At 72.7% G+C, this 20403-nt stretch carries 20 protein-coding genes; 8 read left to right on the top strand and 12 right to left on the bottom strand.

Translation table 11 applies throughout. The annotated features are described in order from the left end of the window. Positions 1-106: 106 nt before the first annotated feature. The 4 genes from DTB53_RS25570 to DTB53_RS25555 all read right to left on the bottom strand — a co-directional run bounded on the left by DTB53_RS25570 (position 107) and on the right by DTB53_RS25555 (position 3478). Complete coding sequence (locus tag DTB53_RS25570) at positions 107-622, bottom strand: lytic polysaccharide monooxygenase auxiliary activity family 9 protein (protein WP_003971177.1); 516 nt, start codon at positions 620-622, stop codon at positions 107-109. 275 nt (positions 623-897) lie between these two features. Next, on the bottom strand, positions 898-1602 hold the full coding sequence (locus DTB53_RS25565; protein WP_012382269.1) for a DUF4230 domain-containing protein: 705 nt from the start codon (positions 1600-1602) through the stop codon (positions 898-900). 132 nt (positions 1603-1734) lie between these two features. Next, positions 1735-2835 (bottom strand): winged helix DNA-binding domain-containing protein, encoded by a 1101-nt coding sequence (locus tag DTB53_RS25560; RefSeq protein WP_012382268.1) that lies wholly within the window; start codon positions 2833-2835, stop codon positions 1735-1737. Between the two features lie 67 nt (positions 2836-2902). After that, the gene (locus DTB53_RS25555; RefSeq protein ID WP_003971174.1) at positions 2903-3478 is read right to left on the bottom strand and encodes a DinB family protein; all 576 of its coding nucleotides are present in this window, start codon (positions 3476-3478) and stop codon (positions 2903-2905) included. Positions 3479-3578: 100 nt separating this feature from the next. Between DTB53_RS25555 and DTB53_RS25550 the strand changes: the two genes are divergently transcribed. Further along, positions 3579-4607 (top strand): helix-turn-helix transcriptional regulator, encoded by a 1029-nt coding sequence (locus DTB53_RS25550; RefSeq protein WP_012382267.1) that lies wholly within the window; start codon positions 3579-3581, stop codon positions 4605-4607. On the opposite strand, the gene DTB53_RS25545 is transcribed toward DTB53_RS25550, so the two are convergent. After that, positions 4580-5368, bottom strand: coding sequence for a DUF4389 domain-containing protein (locus DTB53_RS25545; RefSeq protein ID WP_012382266.1), 789 nt, complete (start codon positions 5366-5368; stop codon positions 4580-4582). The genes DTB53_RS25550 and DTB53_RS25545 overlap by 28 nt on opposite strands. Positions 5369-5480: 112 nt before the next feature. Further along, positions 5481-6188 carry a VanZ family protein gene (locus tag DTB53_RS25540; RefSeq protein WP_042497828.1) on the bottom strand — a complete coding sequence of 236 codons (708 nt, stop codon included), beginning with the start codon at positions 6186-6188 and terminating at the stop codon, positions 5481-5483. 147 nt (positions 6189-6335) lie between these two features. Here DTB53_RS25540 and DTB53_RS25535 point away from each other — a divergent pair, with 147 nt between their 5' ends. After that, positions 6336-6836 carry a tetratricopeptide repeat protein gene (locus DTB53_RS25535; RefSeq protein WP_012382264.1) on the top strand — a complete coding sequence of 167 codons (501 nt, stop codon included), beginning with the start codon at positions 6336-6338 and terminating at the stop codon, positions 6834-6836. 174 nt (positions 6837-7010) lie between these two features. After that, on the top strand, positions 7011-7691 hold the full coding sequence (locus DTB53_RS25530; protein WP_012382263.1) for a YoaK family protein: 681 nt from the start codon (positions 7011-7013) through the stop codon (positions 7689-7691). 222 nt (positions 7692-7913) lie between these two features. Here DTB53_RS25530 and DTB53_RS25525 read toward each other — a convergent pair whose 3' ends face one another. Then, on the bottom strand, positions 7914-8174 hold the full coding sequence (locus DTB53_RS25525; RefSeq protein ID WP_012382262.1) for a type B 50S ribosomal protein L31: 261 nt from the start codon (positions 8172-8174) through the stop codon (positions 7914-7916). Positions 8175-8234: 60 nt separating this feature from the next. Beyond that, entirely contained in the window at positions 8235-8399 is a 165-nt protein-coding gene (rpmG, locus tag DTB53_RS25520) for a 50S ribosomal protein L33 (RefSeq protein ID WP_003971168.1), read from the bottom strand. A 261-nt stretch (positions 8400-8660) separates the two neighbouring features. On the opposite strand from rpmG, the gene DTB53_RS25515 reads away from it, so the two are divergent. Both DTB53_RS25515 and DTB53_RS25510 read left to right on the top strand, forming a co-directional pair. After that, positions 8661-9419 (top strand): dienelactone hydrolase family protein, encoded by a 759-nt coding sequence (locus DTB53_RS25515; protein ID WP_012382261.1) that lies wholly within the window; start codon positions 8661-8663, stop codon positions 9417-9419. Between the two features lie 256 nt (positions 9420-9675). After that, positions 9676-11079 (top strand): PP2C family protein-serine/threonine phosphatase, encoded by a 1404-nt coding sequence (locus DTB53_RS25510; RefSeq protein WP_012382260.1) that lies wholly within the window; start codon positions 9676-9678, stop codon positions 11077-11079. A gap of 77 nt (positions 11080-11156) precedes the next feature. Here DTB53_RS25510 and DTB53_RS25505 read toward each other — a convergent pair whose 3' ends face one another. Next, positions 11157-12647, bottom strand: a complete 1491-nt coding sequence (locus DTB53_RS25505; RefSeq protein WP_003971165.1) for a DNA-binding protein NsdB — start codon at positions 12645-12647, stop codon at positions 11157-11159. Between the two features lie 231 nt (positions 12648-12878). Between DTB53_RS25505 and DTB53_RS25500 the strand changes: the two genes are divergently transcribed. The 3 genes from DTB53_RS25500 to DTB53_RS25490 all read left to right on the top strand — a co-directional run bounded on the left by DTB53_RS25500 (position 12879) and on the right by DTB53_RS25490 (position 17669). Then, complete coding sequence (locus tag DTB53_RS25500; protein ID WP_012382259.1) at positions 12879-14015, top strand: aminoglycoside phosphotransferase family protein; 1137 nt, start codon at positions 12879-12881, stop codon at positions 14013-14015. 588 nt (positions 14016-14603) lie between these two features. Continuing rightward, positions 14604-15278 (top strand): transglycosylase SLT domain-containing protein, encoded by a 675-nt coding sequence (locus tag DTB53_RS25495; RefSeq protein ID WP_003971163.1) that lies wholly within the window; start codon positions 14604-14606, stop codon positions 15276-15278. 177 nt (positions 15279-15455) lie between these two features. Further along, on the top strand, positions 15456-17669 hold the full coding sequence (locus DTB53_RS25490; RefSeq protein ID WP_012382258.1) for a terpene synthase family protein: 2214 nt from the start codon (positions 15456-15458) through the stop codon (positions 17667-17669). A gap of 77 nt (positions 17670-17746) precedes the next feature. Here DTB53_RS25490 and DTB53_RS25485 read toward each other — a convergent pair whose 3' ends face one another. The 3 genes from DTB53_RS25485 to DTB53_RS25475 form a co-directional block, all read right to left on the bottom strand. Beyond that, positions 17747-18304, bottom strand: a complete 558-nt coding sequence (locus DTB53_RS25485) for a TetR/AcrR family transcriptional regulator (RefSeq protein ID WP_003971161.1) — start codon at positions 18302-18304, stop codon at positions 17747-17749. A gap of 58 nt (positions 18305-18362) precedes the next feature. Next, a complete protein-coding gene (locus DTB53_RS25480) occupies positions 18363-19622 on the bottom strand; it encodes an MFS transporter (protein WP_030703365.1) in 1260 nt (419 codons plus the stop codon). 215 nt (positions 19623-19837) lie between these two features. Further along, entirely contained in the window at positions 19838-20338 is a 501-nt protein-coding gene (locus tag DTB53_RS25475) for a hypothetical protein (protein WP_003971159.1), read from the bottom strand. Positions 20339-20403: the final 65 nt, after the last annotated feature.

Genomic DNA, 20403 nt, shown 5'->3' with positions numbered 1-20403 from the left:
GAACGGCGCCGCCGGCCACCGCGCCGACAGCACCCCGCCCCGGCCGCGACAGCGCGCGACCGGGGCGGGGCGGCCGGAGGGGCGGGGAGCCCGACCGGGGAGCCGGCTAGCCGACGTTGACGTCGATGCAGGCGTAGAAGGCGTTCGAGGTGTCCGCGACGTTCCAGACGGCGAGGACCTTCTGCTTGCCGGTCTTGTTGCCGAAGTCGACCTGGTGGGTCACGGTGGCGCCGGGCTGTGCTCCTCCGTCGTCGAATTCGGCGATCTTCTCGCCGCCCACGAAGTACTGCCAGGTGCTGGTCGCGTGGCGCGCCGTGAGCTTCCACTGGAACTGCTGGGAGCGGTTGACCGGGGTGACCGACCAGCCCTTGGAGTCGTCGTCCAGCTCGGCGAAGCCGCTGTTCCCGCCGCTGCAGCTGCTGAGCCCCTTGGGGCCCTCGACGCTCTGCGGTTCGTACTTGATCGCACCGCAGCTGACCGTGCCGGCGGCGCACTGCGCCTGCCTGCTCGGCGGGTTGGAGATGTAGCCGTGGGCACTGGCGGAGCTCGCCGGGAGGCTCAGCGCGAGGACCGGGGCGAGCATGGCGCCGACGGCGAGTGCGGTCTTCCTTTTCGCGTGCATGTTTCTCCTTCACAGGAGACCGCGCCGCGCGGTGGCGGGCCGTGGGGGGCCCGGCTTCGACGGCGAGGCCTCACGAGTGTGGGGCCAAGAGGCGCGAAGGGCTGCAAGTCCCTTGCCGGACAAGCCTGATGACAGGTGTCCGGAAAGGCCTTGCACTTGGACTAGACCATACCCACCGACGCGTTCACGTCAAGGGTGGTGCGGGGCGGGCGGCCCCCTCCTCCGCGTCGCACGGGCGGCCGGGCGCGTCCCACGCGGTGTGCCGTGCCGCGCGATCACCCCTGGTCGTCGCCGTATCGGACCGTGACACGCTCGAAGCCGAGGGAGCCGAGCAGACCCTTCAGCATGTCGGTGGTGTTCTTCTCCGCGCGGGCGGTCAGTTCGCTCTCCTTCGCCGCTTCCGCGATGTGGTGGACGGCGAGCTTGTTGACCGCCTGCTCACTGCCGGGATTGTCGGAGAAGAGGTCGCCCAGCCGGTCGAGGAGACCGCGCTGCTTGGACACCGCGTAGGAACGGTCGGGATCGAGGGCCGGTTTGCCCAGTACCGCGTGCGGCAGCCGGATCTCGGCGGTGGTGCGCTCCTCGTTCACGACGACGCCGCTCCCGGTGACCTTGCCCAGGTCGACGGAGGCGTCGACCGTGCCCGCACCGACGAACAGGGTGCGGGTGCCGCGCAGGGCGTCGGGAACGAACTTCGCGTCCTTCTCCAGATCGACGACGACCTGGAAGTTGCCCGAGGCGGCCTCGTACGCGCTCATGTCCTGGATCGACTTGAGAACGGCGGGACCCGACCGGTCGCGGGTCTCCTCCCCGAAGAGGTCGTCGAGGCCCGGCAGCAGGCTGATCCGGCTGCCCGCGAACAGCAGGACCAGCACGGCCGCGGCAATGCCGAGGACCTTCGGCCACACCCGGGGAGAACGGGTGTCGCGCTTTTCGTCGCCGTGCGGCGCGGGCTCTGTGGTTACCTCGCTGGACGTCATGTTCAGCGTGTGACCCGCGACCGGCGCTTTCAGTCCGGCTGTTCCCGAATCCCGGAGGAACTACCGTACAAAATAGGCCTGTTCCGGTACGCCCGGGCAGACACGAGGTGCCTGCCCGGCGGCCGGGGCCGTTCAGCGCGGCGCGGCGGCCACCCGCACGCGGTCGCTCTCGCCTTCGGTCAGGAACGACGCCAGTTCCCTCCCTCCGTCGGCCACGGCGTCGCGGTCGGCCCGGGAGAGGGGCCGCAGGGGCTCCACCGCGACCACGCCGTCGGTGACCCGCCAGGTGGCCGCGACACGGCCGTCGACCAGCACGACCCGCTCGCCGGCGACCGAGAGGCCGCGGTGCTCGTCGTCGATGATCCGGCCGCGGTCCTGATAGCCGAGGATCGCGTTGTCGAAGGCCGGCAGGAACCGCACCGGGGCCGGGGTGTCCGGGTCCGGGCGCGGCGCCTCGGGCAGGTCGAGCAGCTCCCGTCCCCGCTCGTCGCGGAAGCCGACCAGCTCCCCGCGCACGGCGGCCACCGCGCCAGGCAGCCCGGCCAGGCCGGACCAGGCGCGCAGGTCGGCCGTCGCGGCGGGTCCGTGGGCGGCCAGATAGCGCCGGACCAGTGTCCGGCCGACCGGGTCGGACCCGTCGGGGGCGGGCGGATCGACGGGGCGGCCCAGCCACGATGAGAGGGCCGCGTTGCGCACCCCTCCCTTCGCCCGCCAGAGCCCCCGGGGCGGGACCTGCGCCACCGGGACGAGAGCGGCGACCACCATCTCGCCCAGGGGGCGGGGTCCCGGACCGGGCCAACGCCCGGCGAGCGCCGCCACGATCTCGGCCGCCGTGCGGGGCTCCCCGTCGGCCATCAGCTCCCGGGCATCGGCGGCGAGCGCGTCGAGGTCGATCCCCTTCAGCTCGTCGCGGTAGACACCGAGCACGCGCTGACGGAGCATCGCGTCGTGGCGGGACCGCCAGGCGAGGACGTCGTCGGCGGTGACCAGGTGGACGGTGCGCCGCATCAGATGGGTGCGCACCACACTCCGCCGGGTCAGCAGGTCCGAGAGAACCGCCGGGTCGAAGGCGGTCAGCCGGGACCAGAGTCCGACGAAGGGCTCCTGCGGTTCCTGCGCCTGGAGGCCGCAGAGGTGGGCCACGGCGTCCACGACCGGCAGATCGGCCCGGTCGAGCAGCAACTGGCGGGCCAGCATGGCGCGGTTGAGCGCCCGGTTGTCGAGGACGGTCACGGTGTGGTCTCTCCTTCTCTCTCGCCTGACGTCGGTGTCCGCGCCTCCCCACGCGGTGCGCCGGTGGTCAGGTGGCCCGCCGCCCGTCGAGCGTCTCGCGCAGGATATCCGCGTGCCCGGCGTGCTGGGCGGTCTCGGTCAGGACGTGGGTCAGGACCCGCCGTACGCTCCACTCGCCGCCGGGTTCGTTCCAGGGCGCCTCGGGCAGCGGGTGCGTCGCCGAGAGGTCGGGGACCGCGAGGATGATCTCCTCGCTGCGGGCGGCGACCCGTGCGTAGGCGCTGAGAACCCCGGCCGTCGTCTCGCCGGGCAGCATCCGGAACTCCTTCTCCCGCTCGATCGCCCACTTCGGGTACTCGGCGGCGGTGCCCGCCGCCAGATCCTCCCAGGTGACTCCTTCGGGCAGGGCGAAGGACATCGCCGACGGGCCCTCGGTCACGAAGTTCAGCCAGCTCTCCTCCACGGCCGTGACGTGCTTGACGAGGCCTCCCAGGCAGAGCTCGCTGACGGTCGGGCGCTCCCCGGCCTGTTCGTCGTCGAGGCCCTCGACCGCGCGGACCAGGGCGGCCCGCGTGGTGGCGAGGGCGGCGAGCAGATCGGTGCGCTCGGCGTCGGTGTCGGGGGAGGTGGGGGCCGTGGTCATGGTGATCGGGTTCCTTCCGGTGTTCCTGTCGGGCGGTACGGATCGACCCTCGCAGTCGAAGAGGCCAGGGAGTGTCCTCTTCTCGGGGAATACTGGCGGCATGCCGAAGACTTCAGCGCGACTGCTGGCGCTGCTCTCCCTGCTCCAGGCGCGCCGCGACTGGCCGGGCCCGTCGCTGGCCGAGCGGCTGGAGGTCAGTCCGCGCACGGTGCGGCGCGACGTCGACCGGCTGCGGGAGCTGGGCTACCCGATCGTCGCGTTCAAGGGGCCCGACGGCGGATACCGGCTGGACGCCGGCGCGCGGTTGCCGCCGTTGCTGTTCGACGACGACCAGGCCGTCGCGCTCGCCGTCGCGCTGCGGACCGCCGCCGCGACCGGCGCCGGGATCGGGGAGGCCGCGGCCCGGGCGCTCACCACCGTCCGGCAGGTCATGCCCGCCCGGCTGCGCCACCGTGTCGACGCCCTGCGGGTCACCGCCGTCGAACGCACGGGGGGCCGGCCCCGGCCGCAGGCCGATCCGAGGGTGCTCGTGGCGTTGAGCACGGCCGTGCACGCCCGCGAGGTGCTGCGCTTCGACCACTCCCCCGCGCACCGGCCCGCCACCCCCGACGCCCCGCCCGCGGTGCGGCGGGTGGAGCCGCACCGTCTGGTCACCTGGGGCGGGCGCTGGTACCTCGTCGCCTGGGACCTGGATCGCGAGGACTGGCGGACCTTCCGCGCGGACCGGATCGCCCCGCGTACGCCCACGGGTCCCCGGTTCGCGCCGCGCGAGGTGCCCGGAGGCGACGTGGCCGCTTTCGTCGCCGCGCGCTTCCAGGGCGCCGACGCCCCCGGCGCGTGGCCCTGCCGCGGCGAGGTGATCCTCGACGCGCCGGCCTCCGCGGTGGCCGGCCACATCCGCGACGGCGTCGTCGAGGAGCACGGCCCGGACCGCTGCCGGGTGGTCCTGGGCGCCTGGTCGTGGCCGGGCCTCGCCGCCGAACTGGGCAGGTTCGACGCGGACATCGAGGTCGTCGGGCCCGACGCGCTGCGAGACGCCTTCGCGCACCTGGCCCGGCGCTACGCCGACGCGGCGGGGGCGGGACCGGGCCCCGGCGGTCCTCAGGAGCCGTCGAGACGCGTGTCGTAGGTGTCGTCGCTCGTCGAGGCGGTCACGGACGAGGTGATGTGGCCCGCCAGGCCCAGCACCAGGAACAGCACCACGAGCCATTTCGCGGCGCTGCCGAGGACCAGTGGGCGGGTGGCCGAGCGCGACCGCTCCGGGGCGACGGCGAGGCCGTCGTCGCCGAACAACCCCTTGGGGTAGGCGGGGGTGAGCATCATGACGTACGCGGAGAAGCGCATCCGGTAGCGCAGGGTGGCCACCGTCGCCTCGAACAGCGGCCGGGGCATCCGGCCGAGGCACAGGGTGATCAGCCACCAGACGAAGGCCAGCGCCCACCACCCGTAGACGGCGAGGCTCTGCACGATCGCCGCCGGGATCATCAGGAAGAGGCGGAACAGCACCGCGAGGCGGTTGAGCGGGGTGGGCCGCACCTCGATCTGCACCGGATAGTCGGCCGGCGGGGTCAGGGCGAAGGGCGGGTAGCGGTCGATGAGCAGCATGTCGCTGGCCGAGACGCGCATGTCGTAGCCGAGGACGCCGGTCAGGAAGCGGAAGACCGGGTCGGGTAGCCGCCCCAGCACCAGCGCCGCGAACCAGCCGACGACGACGGTGAAGAACGCCGCGATGTGCAAGACGAACAGCACGATGAAGTGGGGGACGAGCAGCAGCAGTCGCAGGAACACCGTCAGCCGCCGCTGGCGGGCCGGTTCGACGATGTCCAGGACGGGCCGGAACTCGTCTGCGTCCGTCTCCTTGCGGCCCGGGCTCCACTGGCCTTCGGCCATGTCGCTCCTCCTCGGCAGGGGATCCGTACGGCGTCCGCGCGCAGGACGTGTCCCCACCGTGCGTCCGCTCCGGACCGCACGCAAACGGCCCGGCCCGAACGGGTGCCCGGGCTCAGCGCCCGCGGAGGCGGCCGAACAGCGAGCGGACCGAGTCGGACGCGTTGGCGCCTCGGCGGGCGCCCGCCGGGTCCTCGGTGCTCGCGGTGCGGGGGCCGCGCTTCTTCGCCGGCGCCGTGGCCGCCGGCTTCGGCGGGGCCGGTTGTCCGGCCTTGCCGTGTGCGGTCTTCGTGGCAGCGGTCTTCGTGCGGCGCGCGGCGGGGCCGGGCGCGGGCTCCGGGTCGGCGGCGGGCTCCTGGGCGGACGGTCCGGGAGCGCCCGATGCGTCGGTGTAGACGTAGTAGCGGTGGCTGATCCGGCGGCCCAGCAGGAAGTACCCCAGCAGCGCGCCCGCCGTGTTGAGGATGACGTCGTCGATGTCGAAGGCGCGCCCCGCGACCAGGGCCCCCTGGACCAGTTCGACGACGGCCATGGCGACGGCGGTCAGCAGTGTCGTGCGGATCATGCGCAGGCGACGTGGCACGAAGAACGGCAGCAGCAGGCCGAACGGCACACCGAGCAGCAGGTTCCCACCGGCCTGCTTGACCGCGCCGAGGAAGGTGTAGTCCTCGGCGTACTGGCGCAGTGAGCGCCCGGGGCGGAGATTCGAGGTGACGAGGTCCTCGGAGGCCGGTGACGGCGTGAGCGTCACCTTGGCCAGGAGGACGGAGAAGGCCACCAGCCCCAGGAGCACCACCGTCAGGACCGCCCCGCGCACCAGCATACGTACCCATGTCCCCTGGCCTGTGCGGGGATTCGCCTCTGCTGTCATGGCCGACGGATGCCCCCGACCGGCCGGAACACACACCGGACGGGCCTGTGGAGCGAAAAACTCAGGCGGCCGTCCAGGCCCGCCTGCGACGATGGGCGCATGAGCGCACGTGAGAAGAGGGACCTGCTGGACGAGGCCGACCGTTTGCGTACGGGGGGCCGGCCCGAGGAGGCGCGCGAACGGCTCCTCGCCCTGACCGCCGAGTACCCCGAGGACGCGGAAGTGGCCTACCGGACGGCGTGGATCCATGACGTGCTGGGGCTGGAGGCGGAGGCGGTGCCCTACTACGAGCGCGCCCTGGCCGATCCGGAGCTGGCCTCGGAGGACCGGAGCGGGGCGCTCTTGGGGCTGGGCAGTACGTACCGGATCCTCGGGCGGTACGGGCAGGCGGTGGAGACGCTGCGCCGGGGCGTCGAGGAGTTCCCCGGCAACGGCTCGCTCCGGGCGTTCCTCGCGATGGCCCTGTACAACATCGACGAGCACCACGAGGCGATGCGGCTGTTGCTGGAACTGACGGCCACGACCAGCGACGACCCGCACGTGCAGCAGTACCGACGGGCGATCGAGCACTATGCGAAGGACCTCGACGAGACCGTGTGACCGGTACGGGGCCATGCCGGCCGTCCGCGGCGCGCCGTGCGGCGGGGGACGCGCCGGTCCGGGGCGGCGGGTGCCGAGAATGCTCGGGTGCCCACCGCTCCAGCGGCGCCCCAGCCGCCCTCCCCCTCCTCTTCCTCCGGCCCGCCGTCCTCCGGTGCGCCCCGGTCCGGTGGTGTGCCGTGGCGCGGCGAGGGGGCGCTGCTTCTGCTGTCCGCGGCGTCCGGCGCGGCGGACGCGTTCGTCTTCCTGTGCGTGGGGCAGGTCTTCGCCGGGGTGATGACGGGGAACCTGGTGCTGCTGGGCGCTTCGGCCGCGGGCGCGGGTGAGGACGGGGTGGCGCTGAAGGTGGCCGTCGCCCTGGGGGCGTACTCCTGCGGAGTGGCGGCGGGCGCCCTGATGAGCGGGCGGTGGGGGCCCGGGGCCGGGGTGCTGCTGGGGGCGGAGGCGGTCCTGCTGGGGGCGGCGGCGACGCTGTGGGGGCTGGAGCTGATCACGTCGTACGGTGACCGGCTGGGGGTGCTGGCCCTGGTGGCGGTCGCGATGGGGGTCCAGGGGCGCGTTCGGGGGCCGACGAACTATCTCACCGGGACGCTGACCTCGCTCACGGGTCGCGTGGCGTCGCGGGAACCGCGCCGCGGGGACGGCTGGGTGCTGGGGCGGCTGGCCGCGGTGGTGGCCGGGGCGGCGCTCGCGGCGCTGGCCGAGCGGTGGTGGAGTCCGGGTGCCGCGTTGGGCGCGTTGGTGATGGTCTCGGGTGCTCTGGTGCTGGAGACGGGACCGTGCCGGGGTGGACCGCGGCGGCCGGGCAGGGGGAAGCCCCGGCCGGATCGGGGGAATCCAGCCGGGGCGGCTTGAGTGCGGGTGTGAAGGGCGATCACCTCGCGGCGGAGCGCTCCAAGGGGCTTCGCCGGCGCGGTGTTCCCCGGGGGCCGCTGGTGAGCGCCGGGGACACGGTCCCCTCACTCCCACGTATAGATGAACGATAAACCATCCTGGGCCGTTCCCGGGAACCCACCCGTGCGGATGTGATCCACGGCACGGATTTCCGGGCTTTCCCCCTGGTCAGGACCGGCTCGGTCAGCTTCGGGACGCCTCGCCGGTGCCGTAGCGGCGCCGGAACTGTTCGACGCGGCCCGCCGTGTCGAGCACCTGGCGGCCACCGGTGTAGAACGGGTGGCTCGCCGACGAGGTCTCCACGTCGATGACGGGGTAGGTGTTGCCGTCCTCCCACGCCACGCGCTCGTCGGAGTCGGCGGTGGAGCGGGTCAGGAAGGCCACGTCGGCCGCGCGGTCACGGAAGACCACCGGACGGGACACGGGGTGGATACGGGACTTCATCGATGCGTTCCTTCCTCACCGCGGGCAGCGGTGGCGTACGGGGGACGGGCTTCCGTGCGGTCAGCGGACCTCGCGGAACAGGACGTGCCGACCGACGGCCGGGTCGAACTTGCGGAGCTCCAGCCGGTCGGGGTCGTTGCGGCGGTTCTTGCGCGTCACATAGCTCCGGCCCGTTCCGGCGGTGGAGCGGAGGGTGACGACCGGCCTGGTCTCGCTGCGTGCCATGGGCACCTCCCGATACTTCTGCCGACCCCACTCCCCTATCAGGAATGGGATTCGTTTTCGTTCTGGTGGGGTAACGCGGCCCGCCCGCTCGGCATTCCCGGCCCTCCGCGCACCCGGGACCGGGACTCGACCGGGATGCGCGCCACAGGCTGTCGGCTCCCGCGACGGCCGTCGCCCCCGTCGTCCAGGGGTGCTCGCGCCGCTCTGCCGGCGGCAGAACCCGGGCCGGGCGGGGCTTGACCGTCACTACAGTCCGGTTCCATGACGACGACAACGACGCGCACGGTCGTGTACCCGGCCGACGGCTTGACGATGGTCGGGCACCTCGCGCTCCCGGCCGGCACCGACCGCCGGCCCGCGGTGCTGGTCGGACCGGAGGGCACGGGGCTCAGCGACGTGGAGCGCCGCCGGGCCGACGCCCTCGCCGAGCTGGGATACGTGGCGCTGGCCTTCGATCTCCACGGCGGGCGCTACCTGAGCGACCCCGAGGAGATGCTGGCGCGCTGCCTGCCGCTGCTCGCCGATCCCGACCGGCTGCGGGACATCGGCCGTGCGGCGCTGGACGCGCTGTACGCCGAACCGCGCACCGACCCCGGCCGGATCGCCGTCGTCGGCTACGGCACCGGGGGCGCCGTGGGGCTGGAACTCGGGCGCGGCGGCGTCGACCTGCGCGCGATCGGGACGGTCAACGGTCTGATCACGGGGCGGCCGGGCGAGTCGGCGAACATCCGCTGCCCCGTGTGGGCCGGGGTCGGGTCGGAAGATCCGATCATGTCGTCCGCGCAACGGGACGCGTTCACCGACGAGATGCGGGCCGCGGGCGTCGACTGGCGCCTCACGGTCTACGGCGGCGCCCTGCACGCCTTCCACCACCCACCGGTCGACCACCCCACGGTCCCCGGTTTCGGCCACCACCCGCGGCACGCGCGGCGAGCCTGGCGCGACGTCGTCGACCTGCTCGCCGAGTGCCTGCCCCTGGGCTCCGGAGACGTCGGCACGGGGGGCACTCGTGCAGCCTGACCGGATGGTCGCCGGGGCGCTTACACGGAGCCCCGGCACGCCGCGGGCCGGGCGGCGACCCCAACACCTACGGTCAACTCACCTTGAACGCAAGCCTGTTCGGATGGCCATCACCCCGGAGAGCCTCTGGCATATGCCAGAAGCAAGGCCCCGTCGAGTGTTGCCAAAGCTCTTACGGGCCACCGCGGCCTGTGCGACAGTCGGTAGCGATCCACCCGTGAGAACCGGCTAGGCCGCGCCTGTATCGGAGTACGAGATGCCGTCCCCCCTCTCCGCGGACCGACCCGCACCACAGCTTCCCGCGCACGACGCCGTCGACGCCCTGATCCACCGGACGCGCCGTCTGCGCGGAGACGTGGACGCCGTGCGGCGGGACGCTGTCGTGTTCGACGATGACGACCCCCAGCTGCGCTGGCAGCGCGCCCTGTGCGAGCTCGCCGTGCAGCACCTGGACGACCTCGACGAGCACCTGGGCCAGCTCCGGGAGGGCCTGCCGGACCGCTGCACCGCCGACGCACCCCGGGCCGCCGGCTCCCTCCCGAACCGGGTGGGCAGCGCCGAGTGGAACCTCCTCACGGACGAGTCCTGCTGGTCCGAGGAGTTGTACGAGATCTTCGGCCGGCCGCCCGGCTCCCCCCCTCTCTCCCTGGACGACCTGCCCTCCGTACTGCTGCCCGAGGACCAGCCGGTGCTGACCGCCATGGTGACGGGCTGCCTCGTGGACGGCCGGCCGATGGACGGAGAGTTCCGGATCGTGCGGCCCGACGGACACACGCGCACCCTCCACATGACGGGCGAGCCGGTCCTCGACGCCGAGGGCTGCACCGCCTCCATGTGGGCGGTCCTGCGGGACGTCAGCGAGCTGCGGCGCGGCGAGCGGGCCGTGACCACGAGCCGCGCGTCGGCGCGGCGCGAGGAGCACATCGAGCACGCCGAGCACCGCGTGGCCGTGGAGCTCCAGGAAACCGTCCTCCCCCCGTGGCGCGGATCGCTGAGGCTCCCCTCGCGGGGCCCCGGCGCCCTGGACGTCGCCGCCCACTACCTCCCCTCCGGGTCGAGCGACCTCATCGGCGGCGACTGGTACGACGCCATGGAACTCCCCGACGGACGCACCCTCCTCACCGTCGGCGACCTCACCGGGCACGGCATCCCCGCCACCTCGGCGATGGCGATGATGCTGGGGGCCCTGCGCGGCATGGCCGTCGCCGGCATCGAGCCGGGCGCGCTGCTGGGGCACCTCAACCAGGTGCTCGAAACGTCGATACAGCCCGCGCTGGGCAGCGCCCTGTGCTGCCGCTTCGACCCCGAGTCCTCCGTTCTCTCCTGGGCGCAGGCAGGACACCCCGCGCCACTGCTCTTCCGCCACGGTTCGGGACGGCTCCTGCCCCCGCCGGACGGCATGCTGCTGGGCGCCGCGTCCAACGTCCTGTTCGAGCAGGACGAGGTACGGCTGCACCCGGGTGACGTCCTCGTCCTGCACACCGACGGCCTGACGCGACGCGGCGACCGGGGTGCGGGCCCGGAGGCGTTGCTCGCCCTCGCCCCCCGGTTCGCGGACGCCCGTACGGCACAGGAGTGCGTACGGAGCGTCGTCGAGGAGTTCGGCGGGACCGGGCGCCCGGACGACGCGTGCGTGCTGGTCGCCCGTATCGGGGCATGAGGGAGCGCGGACGCATCAGCGCGTGACGGAGCGCGGACGCGCCAGGGCGTGACGGGACGCGGAGCGGGGCCGCCGGGTCAGATCTGTGTGCCCTTGGCCTTCTTCTGGCTCGGCGGCATCGAGAGCTCGATCTCCTCACGCAGGTCCTGGATCCCCGCGTACCCGGAGAACTGCCCGGTGAGCCGGTACATCTCACGGAGCCGGTCCCAGGTGCGGTGCGAGGAGGTCTCCCCCATCGACACCAGCGCGAGCCGGGCGTACCGGTCGGCCTGTTCGGGGTCGTTGGCGATGAAGCAGGCCGAGGCGAGGGAGATGTAGTCGAAGATCTTCGACCGCTGGCGCCCGTTGACCCGCAGCTCCAACGCCTGCTTGGCGTGGCGCTGGGCGACGATCGCCGCTCCCGGGTCGTGCTCGGCCAGGGTGCGGAAGGCGAGCGCCTGCATGCCGTGCATGTCCGCCTCGTCGAACATCTGCATCCAACTGGGCGGCGGCACATCGCTCTTGTCCGAGACGAACAGTTCCTCGGCCTCACCGAGGGTGCGCCGCATGGCCTGTCCGCGGCCCATCGCCGCCTGCGCCCAGGCCTCGATGGTGCGCAGCATCGCCTGCGTACGGGGCAGGGTCTCGTCACCCGAGCCGGACTTGGCGAGCTTCATCAGGTCGAGTGCGTCGTCGGGGCGGCCCAGGTGCACCATCTGGCGCGCCGCCCGGGAGAGCGCCTCTCCGGCGCGCGGCCGGTCGCCGCCCTCACGGGCCGCGTGGGCGGCGATGACGAAGTACTTCTGGGCGGTGGGTTCGAGGCCGACGTCGTGGGACATCCAGCCCGCCAGGACGGCGAGATTGGCGGCGACGCCCCACAGGCGGCGCTGGAGATGGTCGGGGTGGCGGTAGGCGAGCATGCCTCCCACCTCGTTGAGCTGGCCGACGACCGCCTTGCGCTGGAGTCCGCCGCCCCGGGACGCGTCCCAGGCGCGGAACACCTCGACCGAATGCTCCAGGGCCTCGATCTCCTCGGAGCCGACCGGTGCTGCCTCGTACCGGTCGAGACCGGCGGGATCGGCGTGCAGGGGATCGCTGGTACGTGGGGCTTCGGCCGCCAGAGCGGGGTCGCTGTGCAGCCAGTCGTACATGGGGCCGGCGATGGTTGAGCCGGCGGCGAGCGCGGCGCCCGCACCCACCAAGCCGCGTCGGTTGAGCATGAGGTCCATTCCCGTGAATTCGGTGAGGACCGCTGCCGTCCGTTCGGGCGCCCACGGCAATTGATCGGGATGGTGATCCGTCCCGGAGTCACGCCGCTTCCCCACACGCCCGCGTCGGCCGAACCCGAGGTCCTCGATGGTCACGACACGGCCGAGCCGCTCGGTGAACAGAGCAGCCAGCACCCCGGGCACGGGATCGCGGGGGGACTCCCCCATGTCGATCCAGCGCCTGACGCGCGAGGTGTCGGTGGCCAGCTGCGGGTGGCCCATGGCCGCCGCCTGCCGGTTCACCAGTCTCGCGAGTTCGCCCTTGGACCAGCCGGCCAGGCCGAACAGGTCAGAAAGGCGGGTGTTGGGTTCTCCGGTCACTTCAAGCCCCCAGGTTCTCGGCTGACTTGACACTAACCCCCGGTCAGATGCGCTGTGACTATTCGCCAGGGTTCGCCAGGGTCCGCCAGATGGTCTGCCACCCGTGACCCGTTGTCAGGTAGGAGTGCGCCACCCCGCCCGGCAGCCCTAGGTACTCCCCAGGGTGCCGAACGGCCGTCGGCCGGGTTGGCGCACGTACCTTGTCGGCGCACGAAGGGATCTGTCTCGCCCATGTACACAGCATCGTCCTCCGTGTCCGCCCCGCCCCGTCCGCTCCGCCCGATGGGCGCGGGCGGCGGGCCCTATCTCGCTCCTCACGCCGGCGCACCGGTGCAGGGTCCGGGCCGGGCCCGACGGGCCGCGGGACCGGGCGCCGGACCGCTCAGCGGAAGGATCGACCTGTCCGGGCCCCAGGGCGCTCAGGTGAGGATGGCCATCGCCTCCGTGCAGCGCATCTGCCCCGAGTTCAACCCGGTCCAGGTGCTGCGCCGCAGCGGCCGTTCGGTCCTGATCGTCGGAACGACCGGGCGGGCCACCGCCGTCGCGAAGTGTTTACTGGACCACTCGCCGGCGTGGACCGAGCGGTTCCGGCACGAAATAGCGGCATACCGCGCGTTCGTCCGGCACCGGCCCCCGGTTCGGGTGCCCCGGCTGATCGCGGCGGATCCGGAGAACTGCACGCTGGTGATCGAGCGGATGCCCGGCCGGGTCGCCGCCCTCACCCGGCACCCGGCGGAGGCGCCGCCGCGGGCCGACATCCGGGCGGCGCTCGGAGCGATCGCCAGGGTGAACGCCTGGCGGCCACCGCCCGGACTGTTCGAGGCGCCGCTGGACTACGCGTCACGGATCGCGCGCTACCACGAGCTCGGCCTGTTCACCGACCGTGACCTCGGCGACCTGCAGAAGCTGCTGCACGGCCTGGCCCACGCGGGCGGCAGGCAGGGCATGGGGCAGTTCTGCCACGGGGACGCCCTGCTCTCCAACATCCTGCTCTCGCCGACCGGTCCGGTGCTGGTCGACTGGGAGCACGCCGGCTGGTATCTCCCGGGGTACGACCTGGCGACGCTGTGGGCGGTGCTGGGCGACGCCCCGGTGGCGCGACGTCAGATCAGCCAGCTGGCTCAGGCCCGGGGGCCGGCCGCGCGGGACGCGTTCCTGGTGAACCTGATGCTCGTGCTGACCCGCGAGATCCGCAACTACGAGACGGCGGTCCAGCGCACCATGCGCGAGGCGCCCGCGGCGGGTCCGGGGGGCGACCGGCCCGGCCCGATCTCCTCCGGCGAGGAGCAGCGGCTGCTGCTGCGGAGGCTGCACGACGACTGCGCCATGGCGCGGCGGGCGGTGCGGGCCGCGGTCGGCACACGCTGAGACGGAGGGACCGAGCGGGGATACGCCCCGCCTGCCGAGAACCACAGTGCTCAGACCACTGTGAAGAAGAAGCGCGCTGCGGGACCGGTGCCGACACACCGGTCCCGCAGCGCGCTGTCGTGCGTTCCGGGGCCTGCCCACCGCCGTCCGGCCCCGTGCCGCCGGGGCAGCCCACGGACGCGCGGCCGCTCCGGGGCCGACGGCGCCCGTGGCTCCGTACGGCGTCGTACAGCCCGTTCCGGGTGGCGCCTCCCCGTGACCGGGCGTTGACCCTGTGCCGCCCCGGGGCGGCCCACGGGTGAGGCCCGCCACGAGACCCACGTCACCTACGACGTCCGGTAGTAGGCGTGAGCCCTCCCGTCCGGCGTAACGAACCGCCCATATGGCTCATAAATTGGCATCTCACGATGAAAGGTAGTAAAGGCGGTCATTGCTTCCTATGTCGGTGCCCGCTAACCATGGATCCCGGCAAGCACCGCGTACGAGTCCACGTCGATCGCCCACCGGCGACCGCGGCCCGGACCCTCCGGTTCCTGCCGACGCGGCGCGAAGGCCGCGAAGCCCGTCCCCCATAGGAAGAGCTCACGCATGCCCCGCATCTCCACCCTGCGCATCACCCGCTCGCACAAGATCGCCACCGCCGTGCTCGTCGCGGCCGGTTCCGTCAGCGCCATAGCCGCCACCGGCGGCCCGAGCGAAGCGCAGACCACGGCGACCCGGTCCTCCATCTCCGTGGAGCCGGTCGCCGCCGCAGGCATCCCCACGGCGAAGGACGCCGCGGCCAAGAAGGCCGCTCAGGAGACCGCCGCCAAGGAAGCCGCCGCGAAGAAGGCCGCGGCCGCCCGCAAGGCCGCCGCGGAGAAGGACGCCGCCGAGGCGCGCTCCGAGAAGCAGGCCGCCAACCGCTCCACCGAGCGCAAGGCCGTCACTCCCAAGAAGTTCGCGAACAACCTCGACGGCTGGATCCGCGAGTCGCTCGACATCATGAAGAAGAAGAACATCCCCGGCTCCTACGAGGGGCTGCACCGCAACATCATGCGCGAGTCCAGCGGCAACCCGAACGCCGTCAACGACTGGGACATCAACGCGCGGAACGGCATCCCCTCCAAGGGCCTCCTCCAGGTGATCCAGCCCACCTTCGACGCCTACCACGTCAAGGGCACCCCGAAGAAGCTCACGGACCCGGTCGCCAACATCACCGCCGCCGCCAACTACGCCGCGGACCGGTACGGCTCGATCGACAACGTCGACTCCGCCTACTGAGCGACCGACTGCCGAACGAACGAACGACGAACGACCGCCTGACGAGCACGCACCACCGAAGCGATGATGTGACTAATCGCCGCCGTGCGTGCTCCGTATGGCCGAAGGGTAGTGCTGCGCGGACACACCGGTCCGCGCGATTCCCCGCGTGGAGGCTTCTGGAAAGGCCCGACGCACATGGCACAGCCCTTCTCACTGCCGGACTTCTATGTCCCGTATCCGGCGCGGCTCAACCCCCACGTGGAGGCGGCACGCACGCACACCCGGGCGTGGGCCCGGGCCATGGGGATGCTGGAAGGATCCGGCATCTGGGAGGAGAAGGACCTGGAGGCGCACGACTACGCCCTCCTGTGCGCCTACACCCACCCCGACTGCTCGGCCGAGGCGCTCTCCCTGGTCACCGACTGGTACGTGTGGGTCTTCTTCTTCGACGACCACTTCCTGGAACTCTTCAAACGCACTCCCGACCGGGAGGGCGGCAAGCGGTATCTGGACCGCCTGCCCGCCTTCATGCCGATGGGGCGCGGCGCCCCGACGCCGGAGCCCGAGAACCCCGTCGAGGCGGGGCTGGCCGATCTGTGGGCACGCACGGTCCCCTCGATGTCGGACGCCTGGCGGGCCCGGTTCGCCGAGGCGACCGAGGCCCTTCTCAACGAGTCCCTGTGGGAGCTCGCCAACATCCACGAGGGCCGCGTCGCGAACCCCGTCGAGTACATCGAGATGCGCCGCAAAGTGGGTGGCGCTCCCTGGTCGGCCGGTCTGGTGGAGTACGCGGCCGGCGCCGAGGTGCCCGCTTCGGTCGCCGACGCCCGCCCGCTGCGGGTGCTGCGGGACGCCTTCTCCGACGCCGTACACCTGCGCAACGACCTCTTCTCCTACCAGCGTGAGGTGGAGGACGAGGGGGAGAACAGCAATGGTGTGCTGGTGCTGGAGAAGTTCCTCGGCTGCTCCACCCAGGAGGCCGCCGAGGCCGTCAACGACCTGCTGACCTCACGGCTCCAGCAGTTCGAGAACACCGCGCTCACCGAACTCGGCCCGCTCTGCGCCGAGAAGGTCCTGGACCCGGCGCAGACCGCCGCCGTGCTGGCGTACGCCAAGGGGCTCCAGGACTGGCAGTCCGGCGGCCACGAATGGCACATGCGCTCCAGCCGCTACATGAACGGCGGCGGCGCGGGCGAGGCAGTGCCCGGCTTCGGCATGTCCGCCGCCTCCATCAGGTTCACGCTCCGCTCGGAGACCGCCAGGGCCCGCAGCCTGAGCCATGTGCCGTTCCAGTACGTGGGGCCCTCGCTGCTGCCGGACTTCGACCTGCCGTTCGGCACGACGCTGAGCCCCCATCTGGCGGGGGCCCGGGTCCGGCTGGTCGACTGGGCGCGGCGGATGGGCATCCTGGAGGCCCAGCCGGGGGTGCCGGGTTCGCACATCTGGGACGAGCGGCGGATCGCCGCGATCGACCTGCCGCTCTGCGCGGCGGGCATCCATCCGGACGCGACCCCGGACGAGCTGGACCTGTCCTCGGGGTGGCTGGCCTGGGGCACGTACGGAGACGACTGGTTCCCGGTCGTGCACGGGCGGACCCGGGACCTGGCGGGGGCGCGGCTGGCCAACGAGCGGCTGTCGCTGTTCATGCCGCTGGACGGCGGGGGGACGCCGGAGCCGGTGAACGCCCTGGAGCGGAGTCTGGGCGACCTGTGGCGCAGGACGGCCGCCCCGATGGACCTGAGCGGGCGGCGCGCCTTCCGGACCGCGGTCGAGTCGATGACCGAGAGCTGGCTGTGGGAGCTGGCCAATCAGGCGCAGAACCGTATCCCCGACCCGGTGGACTACGTGGAGATGCGACGGGCGACGTTCGGCTCGGACCTGACGATGAGCCTGTGCCGGCTCGGGCACGGCAGGAAGGTTCCCGACGAGGTCTACCGCAGCGGTCCGATGCGCTCCCTGGAGAACGCGGCGGCGGACTACGCCTGCCTGATGAACGACCTGTTCTCGTACCAGAAGGAGATCGAGTACGAGGGCGAGGTGCACAACGGCGTCCTGGTGGTGCAGAACTTCTTCGGCGTGGACTATCCGACGGGCGTGGCGATCGTGCACGACCTGATGAACTCGCGGCTGCGGCAGTTCCTGCACGTCGCGGAGGTGGAACTCCCGGTGCTGTGCGACGACTTCGGGCTCGACGCCGAGGCGCGGGAGACCCTGTCGGGCTATGTGCGGGAGCTCGAGCACTGGATCGCGGGGATCCTGATCTGGCACCGGGGGTGCCGTCGCTACCGCGAGGAGGACCTGCGAGGGGGCGCCGGCGCCCCCTGGCGTCCGGGCGGTCCCACGGGGCTGGGCACCTCGGCGGCCCAGGTGCCGCGGGTGATGGCCCGACTCGCGGGCAGTGCGGGGTAGTTCCCGGGCGTGCGGCCCGCCGTGAGGAGGAACGGACGGCGGGCCGCGACCGGTGGCGGGAGCGGGCGGGGCGGGGCTCAGAGCAGGACGTGCCGGAGCACCGCCTCGAACTCTGCCGCGTTCGGCGGGGTGTCGGTCAGCAGCCCCTGGAGCAGCAGGCCGTCGATGACGCCCTTGAGCGCCCGCACCCGGACCGGGTCGTCGGTGTAGCGCCGGCCGTACGCGGCGATGGCCTCCAGCCAGTGCCGGGTGGGGCCGCGGAGCTCCGGGCGGCGGGCGGCGAGCAAATACAGCTCGTACTCCGCGAGCAGCCGGCCGGGGCCGTTGACGACCTTCGCCAGCAGTTCGGCGAGCGCGGTGATGCCCTCGGGGCCGCCGTCGGTCTCCTCGGCCAGCCGGAGCATGCGGTCCGCGTCCTGCTCCATGCAGCGGGTGAGCGCGCCGGTGAGCAGGTCGTCGATGCTCGTGAAGTGGTAGGCCGCGGCGGTGGCGGGCAGGCCCGCCTCGCGCGCGACCGCCCGGTGGCTGACGCCCGCCACTCCTTCCCGGGCGACCACCTGGAGCGTGGCCTCGATGAGTTCCTCCTTCCGTCGCTCGCCCTTGAGCAGGCGTCCGTCGGTCTGCGGTGTGTGCACGGTGCCTCCGGGCGTCGGGGTGGCTGGAGCGAGGCGGACCCGCTGGGGCACGGGTCCGTCAGTGCGCGGACCGGTCGGGGGCGCCGGGCGGCGCCTCGATCGGTCCGAGGGCATCGCGGTCCGTGCGCTCCCGGAGACTCCGCTCCAGGGGACGCCGGGCGCACAGCGCCGTCAGCAGGGCGGCCGTGCCCGCGGCGACGGCGACGGTGAAGCCGCCGCCGGGGCCGAAGCGGTCGACGATCGCGCCCGACACCGCGGCGCCGGAGGCGACGCCCACGCTGAGGCCGGTGATGGCCCAGGTCATGCCTTCGGTGAGTGCGGCGGGCGGCACCGTCCTCTCCACCAGCCCCATCACCACGATCATGGTAGGCGCGAAGAAGAGACCGGGGAGGAAGACGGCGGCGGACAGCGAGACGATGTCCCCGACGAGCAGCAGGGGGAGGGTCGTGAGCGCCGTCCCGGCGGTGCCGATGACGAGCAGCCGGGGCAGCGGTGTCCTGAGCTTCAGCGTCCCGAAGACCAGCCCGGCGAGCGCGGATCCGGCAGCGTAGACGGAGAGGACGAGTCCCGCGCCGGCGGGTGAGCCCTGCTGTTCGGCGAAGGAGACGCTCACGACGTCGACGGTGCCGACGATGGCGCCGCCGGCCGCGAGGGTGAGGGCCAGCAGCCGGAGCGCGCCGCCGCGGATCGCCGAGCCGCTTCGCGGGTGGCCGGCGGTCGGCCGGACCACCGGGGGCTCGGTGCGCTTCTGCGGGACGAACATGAGGACGCCGAGGATCAGCAGCACCCCGGCGGCCAGCGGCCCGGCCTCGGGGAACAGTGCGGTGGACAGGGCGACCGAGAGTGCGGGGCCCACGACGAAGGTGAGTTCGTCGAGGACCGATTCGAGCGAGTAGGCGGTGTGCAGCCGGTCGGAGCCCTTGAGGGCGTGGGTCCAGCGGGCACGCGCCATCGCGGCCATGTTGGGCATCGTGCCGGCCACCGCCGCGCACCCGAACAGGGTCCAGGCGGGGGCGTCGTACCGGGTGCAGAGCAGCAGCGCGCCGAGCGCGACCACGCTCAGTCCGGCGACGGGCGGCAGCACCCGGCTCTGGCCCCGGCGGTCGACCGCCCGGGAGATCCGCGGACCGCACAGGGCCATGGACAGGGTGAAGGTGGCGGAGACGGCTCCCGCGAGGCCGTAGTCACCGCGCGCCTGGGACACCATCGCGATGACGCCGATGCCCGCCATGGACAGGGGCATGCGGGCGACGAGCCCGGCGGCGGTGAAGGCCCTCGATCCCGGCGTGCGGAACAGGGCGCCGTAGGGGTTGGCGATGCGCGGACCTCCGGGGCAGTCGTGGGGGCGACCCTTCGGGCGAGCGGTCAAGAATCTTGAACGATCGCTACAACTTGAACAGTCGTTTTATTTTATACCCTGGCCCGTCCTCGCGGACCACCGCCCGCCCGGGCCCGGAGCACGGCCGGGTCTCCCCTTCCGGACAACGGAAAAGGCCGCCCGGACGCATCCGGGCGGCCTTGCGCAGGGACGTTTCAGCCCTGCTGGAACAGTTCTGCGGGCAGGGGCTTGAGGAGGGTGTACAGGTCGTCGGTGATCGGCCGGTCCCAGCTGGCGATGGTCACGAGGACACCGTCACTGCGGTCGAACTGGACACAGGCGATACGGCTCTCGGAGAGCTTGACGCGGCGGACGATCAGCAGGTTGTCGCCCTGCATGACGGGGACGTCCTCGGAGCTGACGACCTCGATCGGCTCGTCGTTCTCCAGGGCGAGGAGCAGTTGCGCCACCTCGAAGGGGACCTGGCCCTCCTCGGTCTCGCGGGCGGGCGAGCCCTCCGGGAGATTGCCGATGATCATCGCCGGGCCCCGGCCGCCGTACAGGTCGTAACGGAGGAAGACGCCCTGGCAGCTGCCGTCGGGGGCGGGGAGCAGACCGGCGCCGAGGTTGCCCGGCCAGTCCCCGGGGTCCATGGCCAGGACGTCGAAATCCGGGCCCGCGGGTGTTGCGGCGCTACGGCGGCGGAGGAAGGACATGCTGCCATGTTACGTGTCCCGGCTCACGTCGCGGAGCCGGGCCCGGGCCTCGCGGGACCGGGCCC

This window comes from Streptomyces griseus (assembly GCF_900460065.1).
GTDB lineage: Bacteria > Actinomycetota > Actinomycetes > Streptomycetales > Streptomycetaceae > Streptomyces > Streptomyces griseus.
The sequence above is the reverse complement of the archived record's forward strand: the minus strand, read 5'-3'. Positions and strand labels throughout refer to the sequence as shown.

Excerpts from the sequence above, each read along its gene's own strand:
- DTB53_RS25540 (WP_042497828.1), bottom strand. The coding sequence starts at position 6,188 with ATGCTGGTGCGCGGGGCGGTCCTGACGGTGGTGCTCCTGGGGCTGGTG.
- DTB53_RS25565 (WP_012382269.1), bottom strand. The coding sequence starts at position 1,602 with ATGACGTCCAGCGAGGTAACCACAGAGCCCGCGCCGCACGGCGACGAA.
- DTB53_RS25525 (WP_012382262.1), bottom strand. The coding sequence starts at position 8,174 with ATGAAGTCCCGTATCCACCCCGTGTCCCGTCCGGTGGTCTTCCGTGAC.
- DTB53_RS25515 (WP_012382261.1), top strand. The coding sequence starts at position 8,661 with ATGACGACGACAACGACGCGCACGGTCGTGTACCCGGCCGACGGCTTG.
- DTB53_RS25535 (WP_012382264.1), top strand. The coding sequence starts at position 6,336 with ATGAGCGCACGTGAGAAGAGGGACCTGCTGGACGAGGCCGACCGTTTG.
- DTB53_RS25495 (WP_003971163.1), top strand. The coding sequence starts at position 14,604 with ATGCCCCGCATCTCCACCCTGCGCATCACCCGCTCGCACAAGATCGCC.
- DTB53_RS25490 (WP_012382258.1), top strand. The coding sequence starts at position 15,456 with ATGGCACAGCCCTTCTCACTGCCGGACTTCTATGTCCCGTATCCGGCG.
- DTB53_RS25500 (WP_012382259.1), top strand. The coding sequence starts at position 12,879 with ATGTACACAGCATCGTCCTCCGTGTCCGCCCCGCCCCGTCCGCTCCGC.
- DTB53_RS25475 (WP_003971159.1), bottom strand. The coding sequence starts at position 20,338 with ATGTCCTTCCTCCGCCGCCGTAGCGCCGCAACACCCGCGGGCCCGGAT.
- DTB53_RS25570 (WP_003971177.1), bottom strand. The coding sequence starts at position 622 with ATGCACGCGAAAAGGAAGACCGCACTCGCCGTCGGCGCCATGCTCGCC.
- DTB53_RS25545 (WP_012382266.1), bottom strand. The coding sequence starts at position 5,368 with ATGGCCGAAGGCCAGTGGAGCCCGGGCCGCAAGGAGACGGACGCAGAC.
- DTB53_RS25510 (WP_012382260.1), top strand. The coding sequence starts at position 9,676 with ATGCCGTCCCCCCTCTCCGCGGACCGACCCGCACCACAGCTTCCCGCG.
- DTB53_RS25550 (WP_012382267.1), top strand. The coding sequence starts at position 3,579 with ATGCCGAAGACTTCAGCGCGACTGCTGGCGCTGCTCTCCCTGCTCCAG.
- DTB53_RS25555 (WP_003971174.1), bottom strand. The coding sequence starts at position 3,478 with ATGACCACGGCCCCCACCTCCCCCGACACCGACGCCGAGCGCACCGAT.
- rpmG (WP_003971168.1), bottom strand. The coding sequence starts at position 8,399 with ATGGCACGCAGCGAGACCAGGCCGGTCGTCACCCTCCGCTCCACCGCC.